The organism is Bacteroidota bacterium (genome assembly GCA_016722565.1).
GTDB lineage: Bacteria > Bacteroidota > Bacteroidia > 2-12-FULL-35-15 > 2-12-FULL-35-15 > 2-12-FULL-35-15.
This window is the reverse complement of sequence record JADKIU010000002.1, coordinates 363,588-381,670: the sequence shown is the minus strand read 5'-3', so window position 1 is coordinate 381,670 and position 18,083 is coordinate 363,588. Positions and strand designations below refer to the sequence as shown.

At 36.6% G+C, this 18,083-nt stretch carries 13 protein-coding genes and 2 pseudogenes; 4 read left to right on the top strand and 11 right to left on the bottom strand.

All coding sequences use genetic code 11. The features are described 5' to 3' along the window. Positions 1–2: 2 nt before the first annotated feature. The 10 genes and pseudogenes from IPP64_07035 to prmC all read right to left on the bottom strand — a co-directional run bounded on the left by IPP64_07035 (position 3) and on the right by prmC (position 13,573). Positions 3–2,912 (bottom strand): PKD domain-containing protein, encoded by a 2,910-nt coding sequence (locus IPP64_07035; protein MBL0329160.1) that lies wholly within the window; start codon positions 2,910–2,912, stop codon positions 3–5. 122 nt (positions 2,913–3,034) lie between these two features. Next, positions 3,035–3,730, bottom strand: coding sequence for a (d)CMP kinase (locus IPP64_07030; protein ID MBL0329159.1), 696 nt, complete (start codon positions 3,728–3,730; stop codon positions 3,035–3,037). A 50-nt stretch (positions 3,731–3,780) separates the two neighbouring features. Next, complete coding sequence (porQ, locus tag IPP64_07025) at positions 3,781–4,860, bottom strand: type IX secretion system protein PorQ (GenBank protein MBL0329158.1); 1,080 nt, start codon at positions 4,858–4,860, stop codon at positions 3,781–3,783. A 152-nt stretch (positions 4,861–5,012) separates the two neighbouring features. Continuing rightward, positions 5,013–7,445, bottom strand: a complete 2,433-nt coding sequence (gene lon, locus IPP64_07020) for an endopeptidase La (GenBank protein ID MBL0329157.1) — start codon at positions 7,443–7,445, stop codon at positions 5,013–5,015. 199 nt (positions 7,446–7,644) lie between these two features. After that, positions 7,645–7,875, bottom strand: coding sequence for a uroporphyrinogen decarboxylase (locus tag IPP64_07015; protein MBL0329156.1), 231 nt, complete (start codon positions 7,873–7,875; stop codon positions 7,645–7,647). Positions 7,876–7,881: 6 nt separating this feature from the next. Next, positions 7,882–9,066, bottom strand: coding sequence for a GlmU family protein (locus IPP64_07010; protein MBL0329155.1), 1,185 nt, complete (start codon positions 9,064–9,066; stop codon positions 7,882–7,884). Between the two features lie 85 nt (positions 9,067–9,151). Then, the gene (locus IPP64_07005) at positions 9,152–9,727 is read right to left on the bottom strand and encodes a hypothetical protein (protein MBL0329154.1); all 576 of its coding nucleotides are present in this window, start codon (positions 9,725–9,727) and stop codon (positions 9,152–9,154) included. Between the two features lie 105 nt (positions 9,728–9,832). Then, positions 9,833–11,886: pseudogene (gene ligA, locus IPP64_07000) on the bottom strand (NAD-dependent DNA ligase LigA). Between the two features lie 5 nt (positions 11,887–11,891). Then, the gene (locus IPP64_06995; protein ID MBL0329153.1) at positions 11,892–12,686 is read right to left on the bottom strand and encodes a TonB family protein; all 795 of its coding nucleotides are present in this window, start codon (positions 12,684–12,686) and stop codon (positions 11,892–11,894) included. An 11-nt stretch (positions 12,687–12,697) separates the two neighbouring features. Continuing rightward, entirely contained in the window at positions 12,698–13,573 is an 876-nt protein-coding gene (gene prmC, locus IPP64_06990) for a peptide chain release factor N(5)-glutamine methyltransferase (GenBank protein ID MBL0329152.1), read from the bottom strand. Positions 13,574–13,617: 44 nt separating this feature from the next. Between prmC and ribD the strand changes: the two genes are divergently transcribed. Then, entirely contained in the window at positions 13,618–14,664 is a 1,047-nt protein-coding gene (gene ribD, locus IPP64_06985) for a bifunctional diaminohydroxyphosphoribosylaminopyrimidine deaminase/5-amino-6-(5-phosphoribosylamino)uracil reductase RibD (protein MBL0329151.1), read from the top strand. Here the strand turns inward: ribD and IPP64_06980 are convergent. Next, positions 14,661–15,098 carry an ATP-binding protein gene (locus tag IPP64_06980; GenBank protein MBL0329150.1) on the bottom strand — a complete coding sequence of 146 codons (438 nt, stop codon included), beginning with the start codon at positions 15,096–15,098 and terminating at the stop codon, positions 14,661–14,663. The two genes, ribD and IPP64_06980, sit on opposite strands and share 4 nt — an antisense overlap. Positions 15,099–15,198: 100 nt before the next feature. On the opposite strand from IPP64_06980, the gene IPP64_06975 reads away from it, so the two are divergent. The 3 genes and pseudogenes from IPP64_06975 (at position 15,199) to IPP64_06965 (ending at position 18,044) form a co-directional block, all read left to right on the top strand. Further along, on the top strand, positions 15,199–15,813 hold the full coding sequence (locus IPP64_06975; protein MBL0329149.1) for a YigZ family protein: 615 nt from the start codon (positions 15,199–15,201) through the stop codon (positions 15,811–15,813). A 12-nt stretch (positions 15,814–15,825) separates the two neighbouring features. Next, a pseudogene (locus IPP64_06970) lies at positions 15,826–16,736 on the top strand (M20/M25/M40 family metallo-hydrolase). 75 nt (positions 16,737–16,811) lie between these two features. Continuing rightward, positions 16,812–18,044 carry a cation:proton antiporter gene (locus tag IPP64_06965; protein MBL0329148.1) on the top strand — a complete coding sequence of 411 codons (1,233 nt, stop codon included), beginning with the start codon at positions 16,812–16,814 and terminating at the stop codon, positions 18,042–18,044. The last annotated feature ends 39 nt before the right edge of the window (positions 18,045–18,083 follow it).

The following is an 18,083-nucleotide window of genomic DNA, read 5'->3' as shown; positions in this document are numbered from 1 at the left end:
ATTTATCGCGCCAACATAATTGCGCCATGTTCTTTGGCTTCACTACCATCACAAAAAACTACTACCAAATCGTAAACAAAAACATTATCATTCATGCGTAGTCCCAACAATTTACCATCCCATGCTTTTGAAGGATCGGTAGTTTCAAAAACTTTCTCTCCAATTCGATCGAATATTTTCAGACTGATATAATCAATACCTCTTCCATGCACTTGTATCACATCATTTACACCATCACCATTCGGAGATAATCCGGTTGGCATGTAGTAGGTGAAAATATTTTCCACCACAACGGTCACCGTTTCTGTATCGGTACAACCTTGCGGACTGGTATATTCAACTGTATAATCCGTTGTTACGGTTGGGGAAACAGTGGCTTCAGGACCTGTTGTGCTGATTCCCGGTGACCAAGAATATGTTCCATCACTTGGACTCGCATACAAGGTTGTGGATTCGCAGGCATTGATAACTAAATTACCTGAAACAGTTACAGTAACAGGTGCGCCAACGGTGATGTATCCGATTTGGGTTAAGGTATCCGAGCCATCTGCATTGGTTGCAATTAAAACAACATCATACGAACCATTGGCTGAATAGCAAATGTTTGTAGGATTTTGAGAAGTAGAACTTGAAGGAGAACCACCCGGGAATGACCAGCTCCAACTTGTCGGAGTATTTGTACTTAAATCGGTAAAATTAACACAAGCTGGTGTTGCACAGAATACGGTTTGATTGGCTGTAAAATTAGCAACCGGAGGTGTACATGAATTTACAACAACAGAAAGTGAATTAGACGTGGCAGGAGACCCTGTTGCACAAGTAAATGAAGATGTCATGATAACTGTTATCACATCTCCATTTGCAAGTCCGGTTGATGTGAATGTTGGTGAATTTGTTCCTGCATTTACACCATTTATTTGCCACTGATAACTTGGGGTTGTACCGCCATTGGTTGGTGTTGCGGTAAATGTTACAGGATCACCAATACAAATTGTTAATGGTGCTCCTACTATCGAAACCGAAGCAGCTACAGTTGGAGTAACCGTCATTGTAAGTGTATTGGATGTAGCCGGAGAACCGGTTGCACAACTCAATGAGGAAGTCATGATTACGGTGATTACATCACCTGTAACCAAAGTAGAAGAAGAAAATGTGGATGATGTTGCACCACCGATATTGGTTCCATTCAATTGCCATTGATACGTTGGAGTGGCGCCACCATTAGTTGGTGTGGCGGTAAATGTTACTAAATCACCAACACAAACAACGATACCCGGACTAGCGGCTATACTAACAGAAGCAGGAACAACGGCCGCTACGGTTATGGTAATGCTATTGGAAGTAGCTGGAGAACCGGAAACGCAAGCCAATGAAGATGTCATGATAACTGTAACCACATCTCCATTCACCAATGTGGAAGAAGTAAATGTCGAAGAGGTTGCCCCACCTACATTTGTTCCATTAATTTGCCATTGGTATGTTGGTGTGGTTCCACCATTGGTAGGTGTAGCAGTAAAAACAACAGGATCACCAGCACAAATAGTTGCTCCGGTAGAAGTAATACTAACGGATGCAGGTAGAATAGCTGTCACAGTAATAAGTATGGTATTCGATACAACCGTTGTAGGTGTTGCGCACAAGGCGTTTGAAACCATGGTTACTGAAACGACATCCCCATTCACTAACGTAGTAGTAGTAAAAGTAGTAGCTGTTGCCCCTAATACATCCACCCCATTCACTTGCCATTGATAAGTTGGACCTGCTCCACCATTTGTTGGTGTTGCTGTAAATGTTACAGAGCCACCTGTACAAATCGATGTACTGGTTGCAGAGATCGAAACAGAGGGTACCACTTCCGTATTGATGGTAATGTTTACGCCATTATCGGTTCCGGTAACAGCGGGTGTTGAACTAATCACTCTTATTCTATATCCTGACCCGGTTGGTGTACCACATGGAATCGTACAAGCAATTACCCCTGCATTTGCAACACTTACAAGCGATCCAATATTAACAGGTGCAGCAAAGCTGCCTACTGCATTTGATAATTGAGCCGTATATGTATTTCCTGCAGTATATGTTCCTGTACTTGTGAAAGGAACGTTCATTGCACTGCATGCACAAAAAGGACTACCCGTAATTGTTCCTGTGGTAATTGAATTTACGCTTGGCACGGATAAAGTAACTTCATCAACAGCAAAAGAAGGGTCGGTTCCTACTCCATCATCATTGTTTACCCATCTGAAACCAATTTTTAAGGTTGCAATGTTATCACAAGTGGCAGGCAAAAGCATTGAAAAGGCCGTCCACTGACCTTGAGGGGCACAACCACCAAAAGGCGTAACAGCTGGTGTAGTTAATAACGACCAGGTTGCACCACTATTTGTAGAAAACATTATTGTAGCAAAATCAGTCCCAGGATTACCATTTGCTATGTAGTTAAATGCAAGTGTGATTCCTGTCTTTCCAACAGTACTAATAACAGGAGATTCAGCTCTTCTATCCGTTTGTGGACAAGTTAATATTCCACATAATCCACCGGCATCATAGGCCGCACCAATATCGCCAATAAAAGAAGGGTCGGCACCCACATGAAGCGTAGCCAAGGTTGCTGTTGCACTGGCTGGAACACAACCTGTCCCACAAATACCGGCAGTATGTCCATTTTCCGCACAGCTGACATACCAATTATTGGGTTCTGCACCTTCCGGACCTGTAGATGTAACTGTCCATGGACCATTCGGACCAACATAGGTAGATGCACCGCAATTAGCAGAACAACCGTTATTAAACGATTCTGTCCAAAAAACCTGCGCATTTCCAGCAAAGGAAGCAAACGAAAAAAACAGAAAAACGAACAGCTTTACACTGGTGAATTTAAATGTAAAACCATAATAATTAACATGTTTCATAAACTTGTGTGCCTGGAATTAAGTATTCATAACTAAAATAGAACACTAATATAAAGAATTAATAGGAAAAGACAAACTTTGAAAGGAAATTCAAAAAAAAGAAATACGCTGATAACGCAATCTTAATCCGTATTTAAGGTTAGGTCGTAGATTAATTTGATAACAAATTCAAGCTGTTGCTCACGCGTTAAGTCGGAATTATCAAGAACAATAGCATCTTGGGCTTGTGTTAACGGATTTTCTTTTCGGTGAGTATCTTCATGATCGCGATAAATCAAATTGGATTTCACATCACTAAAAGAAATGTGTTGACCTTTTGAGGAAAGTTCATCAAATCTACGTTGCGTGCGGATATCGGTATCAGCGGTCATAAACAATTTTAGTTCAGCATTTGGAAAAACATTCGTACCAATGTCTCTACCATCCATAACAATCCCTTTGTTTTTCCCTAATTTGCGCTGAATAGCAATCATTTTTACACGCACATCGTGTATTGCGCTTACCTTACTAACATTCTCAGAAACAACCATTTGCCGAATTTCTTTCTCAACATTTTCTCCGTTTAAAAAGGTTTCTGATGATTTTGTATTGGGATTAAACTGAAAGGTTAAGTTGATTTCATCTAATAATCGAACGATATCACTTTCTTGAAAACTATGATCTTTAATAACGCCTTTTCTGAGCGCGTAAAGTGTAACACAGCGATACATTGCACCTGAATCTACGTAGGCATAACCAAGCTTTGAAGCCAATGCCTTTGCCAGTGTGCTTTTTCCACACGAAGAATATCCGTCAATTGCAATGGTAATTTTGGTCATAAGAATAGAATGCTAGGAACAAAATTACAGATAATTTCTTTGAATAAAAATTATGGAGTAGCAGGAGATTTAAACTTTTTAGAATAAAAACTGTTCAAATCCATGCTTATGGAGAAATTATTTGATGGACCGGCAAGATGATACACTGCACGACCATAGCTGATATGAAATTTATAAATTCTGAATCCAAACCCGAAAGAGAATCCTGTTGCCCCTCTTTTTTCAGGGATTTTTAATTCTTTTCTGCGCTGATAATTATAACCAGCTCGCAAGAAAAAGTTTTTAGTGATGATAAACTCTCCACCTATCACCATGTGACGCATAAATTTATCCCCAAATATTTTCGCTTTATTTTGTTTGATTGGTTCACCAGTTAGTGGATCTTCCGTAAGCGGTGGATTGGCTGGATCAATGTAGGTTAAATCCCATTTTTCTAGATTTTCATACACCAATGAAAAGCGGAAAGGAACGTGTTTCGGTTTTTTAGAAATTCCGATTTGAATTTCAAAAGGTAATTTCTCTCTGTTTCCTTCCACATAAGGTTTCCATTGGCGACCTATGTTTTTTACAACCACAGCAGCAGCAAATCCATGTGAAGGGCGAACATAGGTTGCCCCTAAGTCGATTGCGGAGCCCCAGGAAGTATAGGATTCTAATTGAGAGTAGATTGTTTTTAAAGTGACCCCAACAGTTAGGTTGGTATCTAAAATAGACTTTGCATAGGCCAAATTAAAACTCATTTCACTGGCTCCGAATGTTCCATCCGTATTACCTATTTCATCCGCACGCGTAAATTTTCCGTAATCTAAATAATGAATGCCGGCACTAAAATTCCCGATTTTATCGAAGTGTTTCGCATACGCTACATACCCATAGTTCACATCCGAAAAATAATTGATATAGCTCAAAGCAACATTATTGCTCATTGAATCGGAAAGCAAAGAAGGATTGATTAAGGAAACATTTAAGTCGTTATCCTTAACAGGAATTAAATTTCCACCAAGTGCAGAAACCCTTGCCGAAATAGGCAAATTCAGAAATTCGTAGGTATTGTTTCCTCCAACTTGAGCAAATGCAGGTGCAGAAATAACCACTGTTGATAAAAGAAAAAGTAGAGCTCTAAAATTCATTAACACAAATATAAATAAAAATATCCGTGTTTTAAACGAGAAACAATGGGGTTTATTGCAAGCGCAATTGCAAAAATACAGGTAACTGACTCTAAGCTCATTACAAAAAAAACCGCGGCACAAGCCGCGGTTTTTAAAAGCTATTTTTTCTTCTATTCTTCTTTGATTGTTAAATCAAGCGGATTGTCCACCTTTTCTTTCAATAAAGCGTATTTAACAACATCAATCATTTTTTCTACATAATGGAATTTCAAATCCTTGATGTATTCCTTTTTGATGTCATCAATATCTTTTTTATTGTCGGCACTTAAAATAATTTCTTTGATACCTGCACGTTTTGCTGCCAATATCTTTTCTTTGATTCCACCTACTGCCAATACCCTTCCACGCAATGTTATCTCTCCTGTCATGGCTAATTTATCTTTTACTTTACGTTGTGTGAAAGCAGATGCAATCGCTGTTAACATGGTAATTCCTGCACTTGGCCCGTCTTTCGGTGTTGCTCCTTCTGGCACATGGATGTGAACATTCCATTTGTCAAAGACTTCCGGTTTTAATCCCAAAATAGTACTATGTGATTTAAGATATTCCAATGCAATGACAGCCGACTCTTTCATGACGTCACCTAAATTTCCGGTAAGTGTTAACTTACCTGTACCTTTTGTAATGCTGGTTTCAATAAATAAAATATCACCACCCACACTCGTCCAAGCCAATCCAGTTACTACACCTGCAACATCATTTCCTTGGTAACGGTCTTTTGCATGAGCCGGTCCAAGAATTTTTACTAAATCTTTTTCAGAAACATTCACATTGTATTTTTGATCCATCGCAATTGATTTTGCTGCATTTCGTACAACTTTGGCAATTACTTTTTCCATTCCACGCACACCACTTTCACGTGTATAATTTTCAATGATGTATTCTATCACATCTTTATTTAACGTGAGTTGGTCTTTCTTTAACCCTTGCTCTTCCAATTGTTTCGGAATTAAATGGCGTTTTGCAATTTCCATTTTTTCCTCAATGGTATAACCGGTAATTTCAATAATTTCCATCCGGTCGCGCAACGCAGGCTGAATAGTACTTAATGAATTTGCCGTTGCAATAAACATCACATTTGATAAATCATAATCCAACTCCACATAGTTATCGTAAAAAGCATTGTTTTGTTCAGGATCCAACACTTCCAATAAAGCAGAGGAAGGGTCGCCATGAAAATCATTTCCTACTTTATCAATTTCATCTAAAATAAACACAGGGTTTGAGGAGCCTGATTTTTTGATGCTTTGCAAAACTCTTCCAGGCATAGCACCAATATAGGTCTTGCGGTGACCACGAATTTCGGCTTCATCGCGTAAACCACCCAAACTCATACGGATGTATTTTCTCCCCAAGCTTTCAGCAATACTTTTCCCTAAGGATGTTTTACCAACACCCGGAGGGCCGTACAAACATAAAATTGGTGATTTCATATTCCCCTTCAATTTCAAAACAGCCAAGTGTTCCAAAATGCGTTCTTTCACTTTTTCCATTCCGAAATGGTCTTTATTCAAGACCTTTTCAGCACGTTTTAAATCAAAATTATCTTGTGTTTTTTCATCCCAAGGCAAATCCAATAACACTTCTAAATAATTTGTTTGAATCGAATATTCAGCAGCATTTGGGTTCATGCGTTCCAGTTTCCCGATCGCTTTATCAAATGCTTGCGCCACTTCTTTGTTCCAAATCTTTTTTGTTGCACGGATTTTCATTTCCTGAATATCCTGTGTATTGTTATTCTCCCCCAACTCTTCCTGAATGGTTTTCATTTGTTGGTGTAAGAAATAATCACGTTGCTGCTTATCCAAATCTACTTTTACTTTGGATTGAATTTGATTTTTCAATTCAAGCATTTGTAACTCCTTCGTCAGGTTTGACAACACCATCGTGGCGCGTTCTTTCAAGTCAATTACTTCCAACATTTTTTGCTTCTCTTCAACAGGAGCATTCATATTGGAAGAAATAAAATTGATTAAAAACGATGGGCTTTCGATATTTTTTAAAGCAAAACCGGCTTCGCTAGGAATATGCGGACTTTGTTTTACAATCTGAAGTGCTAAATCTTTTAAAGAAGATACAAGCGCATCAAATTCTTTATCATCCTTTTTGGGGCGAGTTTCAGCAAATGCGGTGATAGCCGCTTTGATATAAGGCTGGGTTTGTTTGATTTCTTTTAATTCGAAACGTTTTTTGCCCTGAATAATCACAGTCGTGTTCCCATCCGGCATACGCAACATTTTAATGATCTGTGCAACGGTTCCGATTTTATTCAAATCTTCAACGGAAGGATCTTCCACGGAATCGTTCTTTTGCGCAACAACACCAATTATTTTATCGCCTTTATAGGCATCTTTAATCAAATTAATGGATTTATCTCTTCCAACGGTTATAGGAATCACCACACCAGGAAATAAAACCGTATTTCGAAGAGGTAAAATTGACAGCTCATCGGGTACTTTTTCGGAATTCATTTGATCTTCATCTTCCGATGAAAGCAAAGGAATAAACTCAGTGTCTTCGTCCATCAGATTGTCGCGGAGCATTGGTACCAAGCCATTCAAGTCAAAATTATCAGTCATATTGTGAGTAAATTAAGTCGTTTTAATACTATTATGTATCCCTTTTTTCAATTGCTATGCCATGGGGAGATTTGGGACAAAATGGCACAGTGTATTGAGCGTGAATTATTGGGAAAACCCATTCAAATCTCAGCGATAACAATTGTAACAAGTAATAACTGGATTAGTTTTCCGTTTTATTCACTTTTACCAAATAATAAATATTGATGGCAACAATTGCCACATTGGTGATCACTATCGGAATAGAGAAATTAAGTAATATTCCATAAGCGACAAAAAGCACACATCCAATAGAATTAATGATTCGGAGTGTTTTTATATTCTTCATCAAAAATGAAATCAATACAATTAAAGATGCTAAATAGCCTACAATTTCAGTTGATGAAAAATCCATATAAATTTATTTTCTATATTTTTCTGTTAACTCAAAAACATGAGTTAAAATATTCTGTTCTATTTCGTTGAAAGTCATGCCTCTTCTTTCCATCACACGACTTGCAACTTCAAAGGCATCTTTTGTTTTATAGGTAGTAAATCCTGCTGCCCCACCCCATGAAAAAGAAGGAACAAAATTACGTGGGAATCCTGAACCAAAAATATTGGCATTAACTCCAACTACTGTTCCTGTATTGAACATTGTATTAATTCCACATTTACTATGGTCTCCCATAATTAATCCACAAAATGTTAAACCTGTATTTACAAATCGTTCTTTCTCATAATTCCACAATTTTACTTCCGCATAATTGTTTTTTAAATTGGAGTTATTGCTATCTGCGCCAATGTTGCACCATTCGCCTAAAACCGAATTTCCCAAAAAGCCATCATGCCCTTTGTTTGAATAACCAAAGATAACAGAATTGTTGACCTCTCCTCCTACTTTGCTGTGCGGCCCAACGGTGGTTGGTCCGTATATTTTGGCACCTAATTTTAATGCCGAATGTTCGCACAATGCGAATGGGCCACGAATGATCGAGCCTTCCATTATTTCAGCATCTTTTCCAATATAAATCGGACCAGTAGAAGCATTCAATATCGCACATTCTACCTTAGCACCCTCTTCTACAAAAATGTTTTCTACTGCGATAATTTGATTGGTTTTACTCAGGGCGAGCGACTTTCTGCCTTTGGTGATCAATTCAAAATCATCTTTGATAGCTTCGCCATTTTTTGAAAAAATATCCCAAGGGTTTTCAATTCGGATGGCTTGAGCAGCGGATTCGAATTTCGTAAACCCTTCTATATTTCTAAAATCAAAAGCTTTTACATCACCAGAATTAACAGCCAATACCGTTCCTAGTGATAATAAGGCTTGTTTGGGTTGTAAGGATTTTAGTTCTTCCAGCAATTTTGCATTCGGACAAACAGAGCCGTTGATCCATATATTGTCTGTATCGATTGCAAATTCAGTTGGAAATTTTTTGTTTAAGTATTCTTCCGTTTGAAAAGAAACTTTTATATCCAAAACTTTCTCCCATTTCTCACGAATGGTTAAAATACCAATCCGAATTTCCGCAACCGGTCTGGTAAATGTGAGTGGAAGAAGATTGATTCTTGCAGTATCGTCAAAGAGGATGTAATTCATAGTTTAGTTGATTAAGTTGATTAAGTTAATTTAGTTATTGAGGGAGTTTTAAAATACGATTCCTTCTTCCCCCCAATGAACCCATTTAGCTCATTTCCTTATTTACTTCTGTTTTATTAAGCATTGTAATATATGTATCAATCTGACGCAAAAAGTATTTTACAGTTTTTGTATTATCCGCATCAATCATCATATCATAAATTTCGATGTCATTTTCATTAAACTTCCCAACTTTAAATGCAGCTTTAGATAAAGCGGCAATATACTTTAAAGGAAAATGATCATGAATATTTAAATCTATTAACAAATCATATTCTTCATGAATAAAATTACGAATCACGACTGAATTAGGTGTTCCCATCCAATTCAATTCTTTAATCGTAAAAAAATCATATTCTAATTTAGAATAGGTTAATGCGGGGATTTCCTTTTTACTAAAAAAGCCCATCACCTTTACTTTTTTCTGATGCTCTCGCAAATAAACCACATATCGTTTCACGATATCAAAATCTTCGGCATTGGTTGCATCAAAAATAATTCCCACTGTTTTTACATTATCAAAGCTAAATTGGCTCGGTTTACGAACAATCGCAGCAGTTTTCAGCTCTTGCTTTAATGCTCGATTGGCTATTGATAGTTTTATATTTTTAAAGATGCTCATTTAATCCTCTTCCCCTCTTTTTATGAGAATTTGTTCTAATTATTTGTTTACAAAAAAGATTTCTCCTCCCGGCAACTCTTGGGATTGGTCGAAATAACATTTTTTTTAATCTTCAAGCATTTTAATAAAATCATCTTCTGAGATTATTGAAACACCTAGTTTTTCTGCTTTTTTCAATTTTTCTGGCCCCATGTTTTCACCTGCTAAAACAAAATTCGTTTTCCCAGAAATAGAACCGACATTTTTTCCACCATTTTTCTCGATCGTCTTTTTTATTTCATCTCTGGAAAATTTGGTAAACACCCCAGAAACAACAAAAGACAAGTCTTTCAGTTTTTCACTTGTATTTGTTAACTGTTCTTCTGATAATTCAAACTGAAGTCCAGTCATTTTTAGCTTACCTAAAATTTCTGCAATCCTTACATCAGCAAAATAGTCAATAATGGTTTGTGCCGTGCGTTCACCTATATCACCAACTTCCAGCAATTGTTCTAAGGTAGCATTTTTTAATGACTCGATATTTTTGTAATAGAAAGCTAATTTTTTAGCGGTGGTTTCTCCAATATGACGGATACCCAAAGCAAAAAGTACTCTTTCAAAAGGCACTTTCTTGGACGCTTCAACACCTGCCAATAAATTAGTGGCGCTTTTCTCTGCCATTCGATCAATCTTTAGCAAATCCTCCTTTTTCAACTCATAAATATCTGCTATCGTTTTTATTAATCCTGCATCATAAAGTTGAGCGATTGTTTCCGCGCCTAAACTATCAATATCCATTGCCTTACGTGAAACAAAATGTTCCATTTTACCTTTCACTTGTGGCGGGCAACCTAATTCATTCGGGCAATAATGATTTGCTTCGCCATCGCTGCGAATTAATGCAGTGTTGCACTCCGGACAATGAGTGATGTATTGAGTTGGTTGAGCAGCATCTGAAAATAAATCATTGTTTCTTTTTGAGAGGTCAACAGCAATAATTTTGGGAATGATTTCACCACCTTTTTCAACAAAAACGGTATCTCCTACTCGGATGTCCAGTTTTTCAATGATATCTGCATTATGAAGTGAGGCCCGTTTAACAGTTGTTCCTGCAAGTTGAATGGGTTTTAAATTCGCCACAGGAGTAATTGCTCCTGTTCGTCCAACCTGATAAGAAATGCTTTCTAAAATCGTTGAAACTCTCGCAGCTTTAAATTTATATGCGATCGCCCAACGTGGAGATTTTGCAGTAAATCCGAGAAATTTTTGATGTTCATAGGAATTTACTTTAATCACTACACCATCTGTCTCAACATTTAAATCGTGACGTTTTTTATCCCATTTATTCAAGTAGCTAACGACATCGCTCACGGATGAACATTTTTCCATGTCGGCTGAAACTTTGAATCCCCATTTTTTTGCTTCCAGCAAACTCTCGTAATGAGAAGTAAATGGCAAGTTTTCACCAAGTATAGAATATAAATAACAATCCAATTTACGTTCTGCTACGCCTTTTGAATCTTGTTGTTTCAGTGTCCCTGAAGTAGCATTTCGCGGATTTTTTAATTGTTTTTCAAAAATCTCTTCTTCGTTATATTCTTCTTCTATCAGGTCTTTACGAATTTCATCATTGATTCTTAAAAATTCACGCTTGGGCATAAAAATTTCACCCCGTATTTCAAATTCAGCTGGAAAATTATTGCCTCTTAATTTGAGCGGAATGCTTCCAATCGTTTTTACATTTGCTGTAATATCATCTCCCTTTTCACCATCACCTCTCGTAACTGCTTGAGTTAATTGTCCATTCACATAGGTTAACGAAATCGAAACACCATCGTATTTCAATTCGCAAACATATTCAAAATCACTGATGCCGGCTTTTTAATACGTTCGTCAAAGTCGCGAAGCTCTTCTTCATTGTAAGTATTCCCTAATGAAAGCATGGGATACTTATGCTTTACATTCTTAAATTCTTTGGTGATTGTTCCACCCACTCTTTGAGAAGGGGAATCAGGTGATAAATATTGAGGGTGTTCTTTTTCAAGAGTAATCAACTCTTCCAATAATTTATCGAACTCAAAATCACTAATTGTTGGATTTGAAAGGACATAATAATTGTAATTATGTTCTTCGAGTTCTTTTGAAATTTTCTCAATCTTATTTTTTATGCTGTCACTCATATCATTTATTTCTGCTCCCCGGCAGCATTGTCTTTAAAGTCTTCGTTTAAAATAAAATAAAATGGGAACGTCATTTTTATCCGAGCCAATTTATCATCGTGTTTACCAGGATACCATTTAATTTGTTCCAAAACACGAATTGCTTCTAGGTCGCATCCTCCACCAACGGATTTTACAACACCAATATTGGTCATCAAACCGCTTGGTTCAACAATAAAGCTGAGTAAAACTGTGCCTTGCAAATTGGATAATTGCGCTTGGCGAGGGTATTCGAGGTTTTCTTTTATAAAATCTTGCAAAGCAAAATTTCCCTTTTCATAGGTAGGCATTTGAACACCTGTCGAATATATTTTTCCGGTGGAATCTATTTTTTCGTTAGCGAGATATTTAAATTTTTCGTAGCCTCTTTTTTTACAAATTTTAGCATATTTAGCAGGATCAAACTCAAATGAAACCGACCAATTTGCATCAACATACTGTCCTTCTTTAATTGCAGGCACCCATTGATACAAACCAAACACTCTAAGTGCTTCCGCATTCGTTTCTTTATCGCCTCTCATCGCTAATTTAACATCAGAAACCGAACTATCCTTTTTGATTACAAAATTAATTGTCACCTTTTCGTAATACTTATTTTTCAAGGCTTTTTCAGGAAAAACCATCTCCTGTTCAAACACCCTTTTAAATTCCGTTTTGCCACCAACATTTGTTGGAAAAACATCCACTGTAAAACCACCTTGTGAGAACATTGAGGTTATACAGAAAAGGTTTATAACACAAATAAAAGTTATTTTTTTCATTGAAATAATGCTTAGATATTACCTCGCAAGATACGATAATTATTGCTTAAATCCTTGATTAATTCCACATTCTTAAAACCTTTATTTTCAAGCAGATTCTTTGTTTCAGGACCCAAACGTTGATTAATTTCAAAATAAATGACTCCGTTTTTTTTTAGTGCTTTTAAAGCAAAATTACAAATGGCTTCATAAAACAATAAGGGATTATCGTTTTCTACAAACAACGCTAAATGAGGTTCAAAAGCAACCACATTTTTATCCATTCCTTCCATTTCAGAAACACAGATATACGGAGGATTACTTACAATGATATCGAAGTGAGATGTAAGGTGTGAGATATGAGATGTGGGATTTAGAATGGAGTCGCAAACAAACTCTATTTCGACTCCATTTTGATTGGCATTCTGTTTTGCAACTTCAAGTGCGTCTGCAGAAACATCCATTGCGGCTATATTTGCAGCTAGCATATTTTTTTTTAGGGCAATCGGAATACAACCACTACCTGTTCCTATATCCAGTATCGACAGTGATTCTGCATTATTTTCAGTATCATTAATAATCAGATGCACCAACTCTTCCGTTTCCGGGCGCGGAATCAACACATGTTCATTTACTTTAAATTTCAATCGATAAAAATCCGCTTCACCCAGTATGTATTGAATCGGCTTCTGAATCTTTAAATCCTTAATTGCAAAATTCAATTTAAGTAATTCCGATTCGCTAATTGTTTGTTCCGCTTTTGAAATCAATTCCGCGCGATTTAATTTTAAATAGTACTCAAAACAATAAGCAATAATGGATTCGAGTTCTTCTTTGGGATAAACATCTTGTAACTCCTCTCGAAAATAGCGGAGAATGTCTTTAATTTTATTTGAAGCAATTTTCATACCTTAGCAAAGGTAAGAATAGTTAAAACACTGAGAAGAATTATATGAGCACGAACGAAACGTATATGAAGCGCTGCCTAGATTTGGCCGTGAAAGGATTAGGACAGGTTGCTCCCAATCCGATGGTTGGATCAGTGATTGTTTGTGATGGTGAAATTATTGGTGAAGGGTATCATGAGCAGTATGGACAAGCCCATGCCGAAGTAAATGCGATAAATGCTGTAAAAGACAAAACGCTTTTAAAAAAATCTACGCTCTACGTAAATTTAGAACCTTGCTCCCATTTTGGTAAAACACCTCCTTGTGCTGATTTGATTGTGGAGCATAAAATCCCTTATGTTGTTATCGGAAGTATCGATACCAATTCTCTTGTTTCGGGAAAAGGTATTGAAAAATTAGCAAAAGCTGGAATCGATGTGAAGGTTGGTGTTTTAGAAGAGGATTGTAAAAAATTAAACAAACGCTTCTTTACGTATCATGAAAAAAAGCGTCCATACATTATTTTAAAATGGGCACAAACAGCAGATGGTTTTATTGATGCCAAACGAAATGAAGAGAATACCTCTAAGCCAATTCAAATCAGTAATTCTGATTCTAAAAAATTATTGCATTTATGGCGCAGCCAAGAGCAAGCCATTATGATTGGAACCAATACGGCCCTTTTGGATAACCCACAACTAACTGTAAGAGAAGTAAAAGGTAAAAATCCATTGCGCATCACAATTGATAAATGGTTACGGATTCCTAAACAATTCAATTTGTTTGACAAAACGACTCCTACACTCATTTTTACTTCTGTGGACGAGCCATCACAAAGCAATTTGGAATTTGTGAAAATTAATTTTGAGCAGGCTGTTATTCCGCAAGTTTTAGAAGAATTATACAAACGTAACATTCATTCACTTTTAGTGGAAGGAGGCGAATTATTACTCAACAGTTTTATAGATGAAGGATTGTGGGATTCGGCTCGCGTATTTATTTCTGAAAAGGAATTGGGAAAGGGTGTAAAAGCTCCAATTTTAAATCAAAAGCCTGTTGTAAAAGAAAATGTTAGTGGGGATAAATTACTTTTCTACGTAAACGAATCTTAATTTTTGTAGAGATCGAAACCGATTTCGACACAGGTTCCATTCTCGGAATAGGTAACTGTGTCTGCTAATTTATGTATTAAAAAAACGCCTCTTCCATTAGGTTCACCAATTCTATCCGGACTCGTTGGGTTAGGAACGTCAGCAGGATTAAAACCATCGCCTTCATCTTTAATGGTAAAACAAAGATAACGATCCTCTTTCGTTTCAATTGTCAAACGAACTTTTTTAGCAGGATTAAACTTATTGCCATGCTTAATGGCATTTGAAACAGCTTCATTTAAAGCAATCCAGATATCATTATAATTATCATCGGAAATGGCATACTCATCCTTTACCCTTGAAATAAGCTTTTCAACGGTGTGCACACTTTCTAAATTTGATTCTAGTACCATTTTTTGTGAAATGGATTCAATATCAATGTATCCAAGTATCATCCATTCTAATTTTTAGCTAAAATAAAATATTCTAATTAAAAAACAAATGTTTTTAAACTGATTTTATACAGGAAAAAGACTTTATCTTTAGAGCCTCAATATGCTATTTGAAGACACCTATTTTACTATTAAAGAGCCATCCGAAGGATTATTCAAGGATCGAGGAAGTAAGTTTTTAGGACTTGCCTTTCCTGTCTCTTCAGAAGAAGAAATCAAGAAACATCTAGCCGATCTCAAAAAACTGCATCCCGGTGCTAATCACCATTGTTATGCATTTCGATTGGGAGCTGATAAACAGGCCTACCGTGCAAATGATGATGGTGAACCTTCGAACACAGCCGGCAAACCTATTTTAGGCCAAATTCAATCCAAAGACCTCACCAACATTCTAATCGTTGTTGTTCGCTATTTTGGAGGCACCCTGTTAGGTGTTAGTGGATTGATTAATGCCTATAAATTAGCAGCATTGGATGCAATCAACAATGCTCAAATTACTGAAAAAACGGTCAATGATTATTATTCTATCCGATTTGATTATGTGCACATGAACGAGGTAATGAAAATTATCAAAGACCAAGAGTTAAAAATTGAATCACAGAACTCCGAACTCACGTGCTCGATTACTTTTTCGGTTAGAAAAAGCAATTCGACAGCTATTTACGACCGAATGAGCAAAATTGAAGGATTAGAGATTAAATACATTAAAACAATATAGTACATTCGCACTATGAAATTATTAAAAGAAATGTGTGCAATTCATGCACCTTCAGGCAATGAAGCAGGAATGACAAAATTTCTGTTGAAGCATATTAGCAAACAAAAAAAGAACTGGAAAGTTCAACCGAAAATATATTCTGGAGAAGGATTTCAGGATTGTATTGTATTGGTTTTCGGAAAACCGAAGACCGCAATTTTTGCACATCTTGATAGTATTGGCTTTACAGTTAGATATGGAAATCAACTTGTAAAAATTGGAGGTCCGAGGTTAATCAACGGAATGGACTTGGTTGGTGAGGATTCGAAAGGAAAAATCGAGTGCAAATTGATTGCGAATAAAGAAGGCGTTATCTCCTATAAATACAAAAGAGAGATTGAACGCGGAACAGAACTTACATTCAAACCAAATTGGAGAGAAACAAAAGAATATGTTCAATGTTGTTATATGGACAATCGTCTGGGTGTTTGGAATGCTTTAAAAGTAGCGGAAACATTAAAAGATGGTATCATTGTTTTTTCTTGCTATGAAGAGCATGGTGGAGGAACCGTTTCCTTTATTCAAAAATTTATTTCAGAAAAATACAAAGTAAAACAGGCCATCATTTCTGATATCACATGGGTAACTGAAGGTGTTCCACACGGCAAAGGTGTTGCCATTTCATTAAGAGATAGTTTGATTCCAAGAAAAAGTTATGTCGATCGCATCATCGCGATTGCTAAAAAAAGTAAAATTCCATTTCAATTAGAAGTGGAAGGTTCGGGAGGCAGTGATGCAAAAGAACTTCAAATGGCTGAATATCCTTGGGATTGGTGTTTTATTGGCGCACCGGAAGATAACGTTCATACACCGGATGAAAAAGTCTATAAAAAGACATTGAGGCCATGCATAAATTATACAGTGTTCTTATGAAAGAACTGTAGTTGAATCATTGCATTTTTTTAATAATATTCTATATTTGTTAATGCTATAGTGCAACTCCATTTAAACAGAAAAACATGTCGAATTTAGATTTATTCATCCATGTTGTTACTGCTGTCGTTTTCATTTTAATCATTTCACATCTTTGCGGAAGGCTTTTCCAATACCTCATGCAGCCGAAGGTTGTTGGCGAGATGATTTCCGGTGTATTGTTAGGACCTACTTGCTTTGGATACTTCTGTCCGGAACTTAGCGCCAGTATTTTCAGCAAAGAGGTTATGCCTTTTCTATTTGTAATTAGTAACCTAGGTTTATCTTTTTACATGTTTTTGGTGGGATCTGAAATCGATTTCAACAATTTTACTAAAAAGGTAATGAAGCAATCCTCATTACTTTCATCTGTCGCTGTTATTTTTCCTTTTATTTTTGGAGGTATTGCCGCAGCATGGTATTTCGAACTTTTTGCAATGCCAGGTATTTCGCTTACCTCCTTCTCTATCTTTTTAGGAACTGCATTTGCCATAACAGCGTTTCCAATGCTAGCGCGAATTTTACATGAGAAAAATATTCTGAACTCCCCCATTGGTATTCTCACGTTAATCTCCGCTTCCATTCAAGATGTGGTTTCGTGGATTCTTTTATCCTTTGTTACGGCTGCCGCTGCAAGCAAAGGCATGGAAGCAGGATACATTACTTTATTTGGAGGCATTGCATTTGTTGCCATCGTATTCTTAATTGCCAAACCGCTTTTAAAAATAATTGGAAAACGCTCACAAAAAAACGGACTATTGAGTCAACAAGACTTTGCCATCATCGTTATTTCTTTACTCGCTGCTGCGCTCATTACCGACAAATTAGGATTGTATTCGGTATTTGGAGGATTTATTTTAGGTTTAGCCGTTCCACGTGATCCAGTGTTTTCAAAAGGATTGGAAACCAAACTAAAAGACATTACTGTAGCTATTTTACTTCCGTTATTTTTTACATTTTCAGGATTAAATGCAAACATGTTGGTACTCGGCAATATCACCAATTTTATTCCAATGGTCATCAGTGTAGCATTTGCCTTCCTGAGCAAATATGGTTCGAGTACTATTGCCATGAAATTAACCGGTTATAGCTGGAGAGAATCATCCGCAATTGGAGGACTTACAAATGCAAGAGGATTAATGGAGTTAATTGTTGCAAACATCGGTTTATCGTATGCTGTTATTTCAAAAGACTTGTATTCTATTTTGGTGTTGATTGCTATTTTAACAACACTCTTTGCGATGCCTATCTATAATTTATCAATGGGTAAAAAGAAATAAATACAACTCAAAAAAAAAGCCCCGATGATTCATTTCATC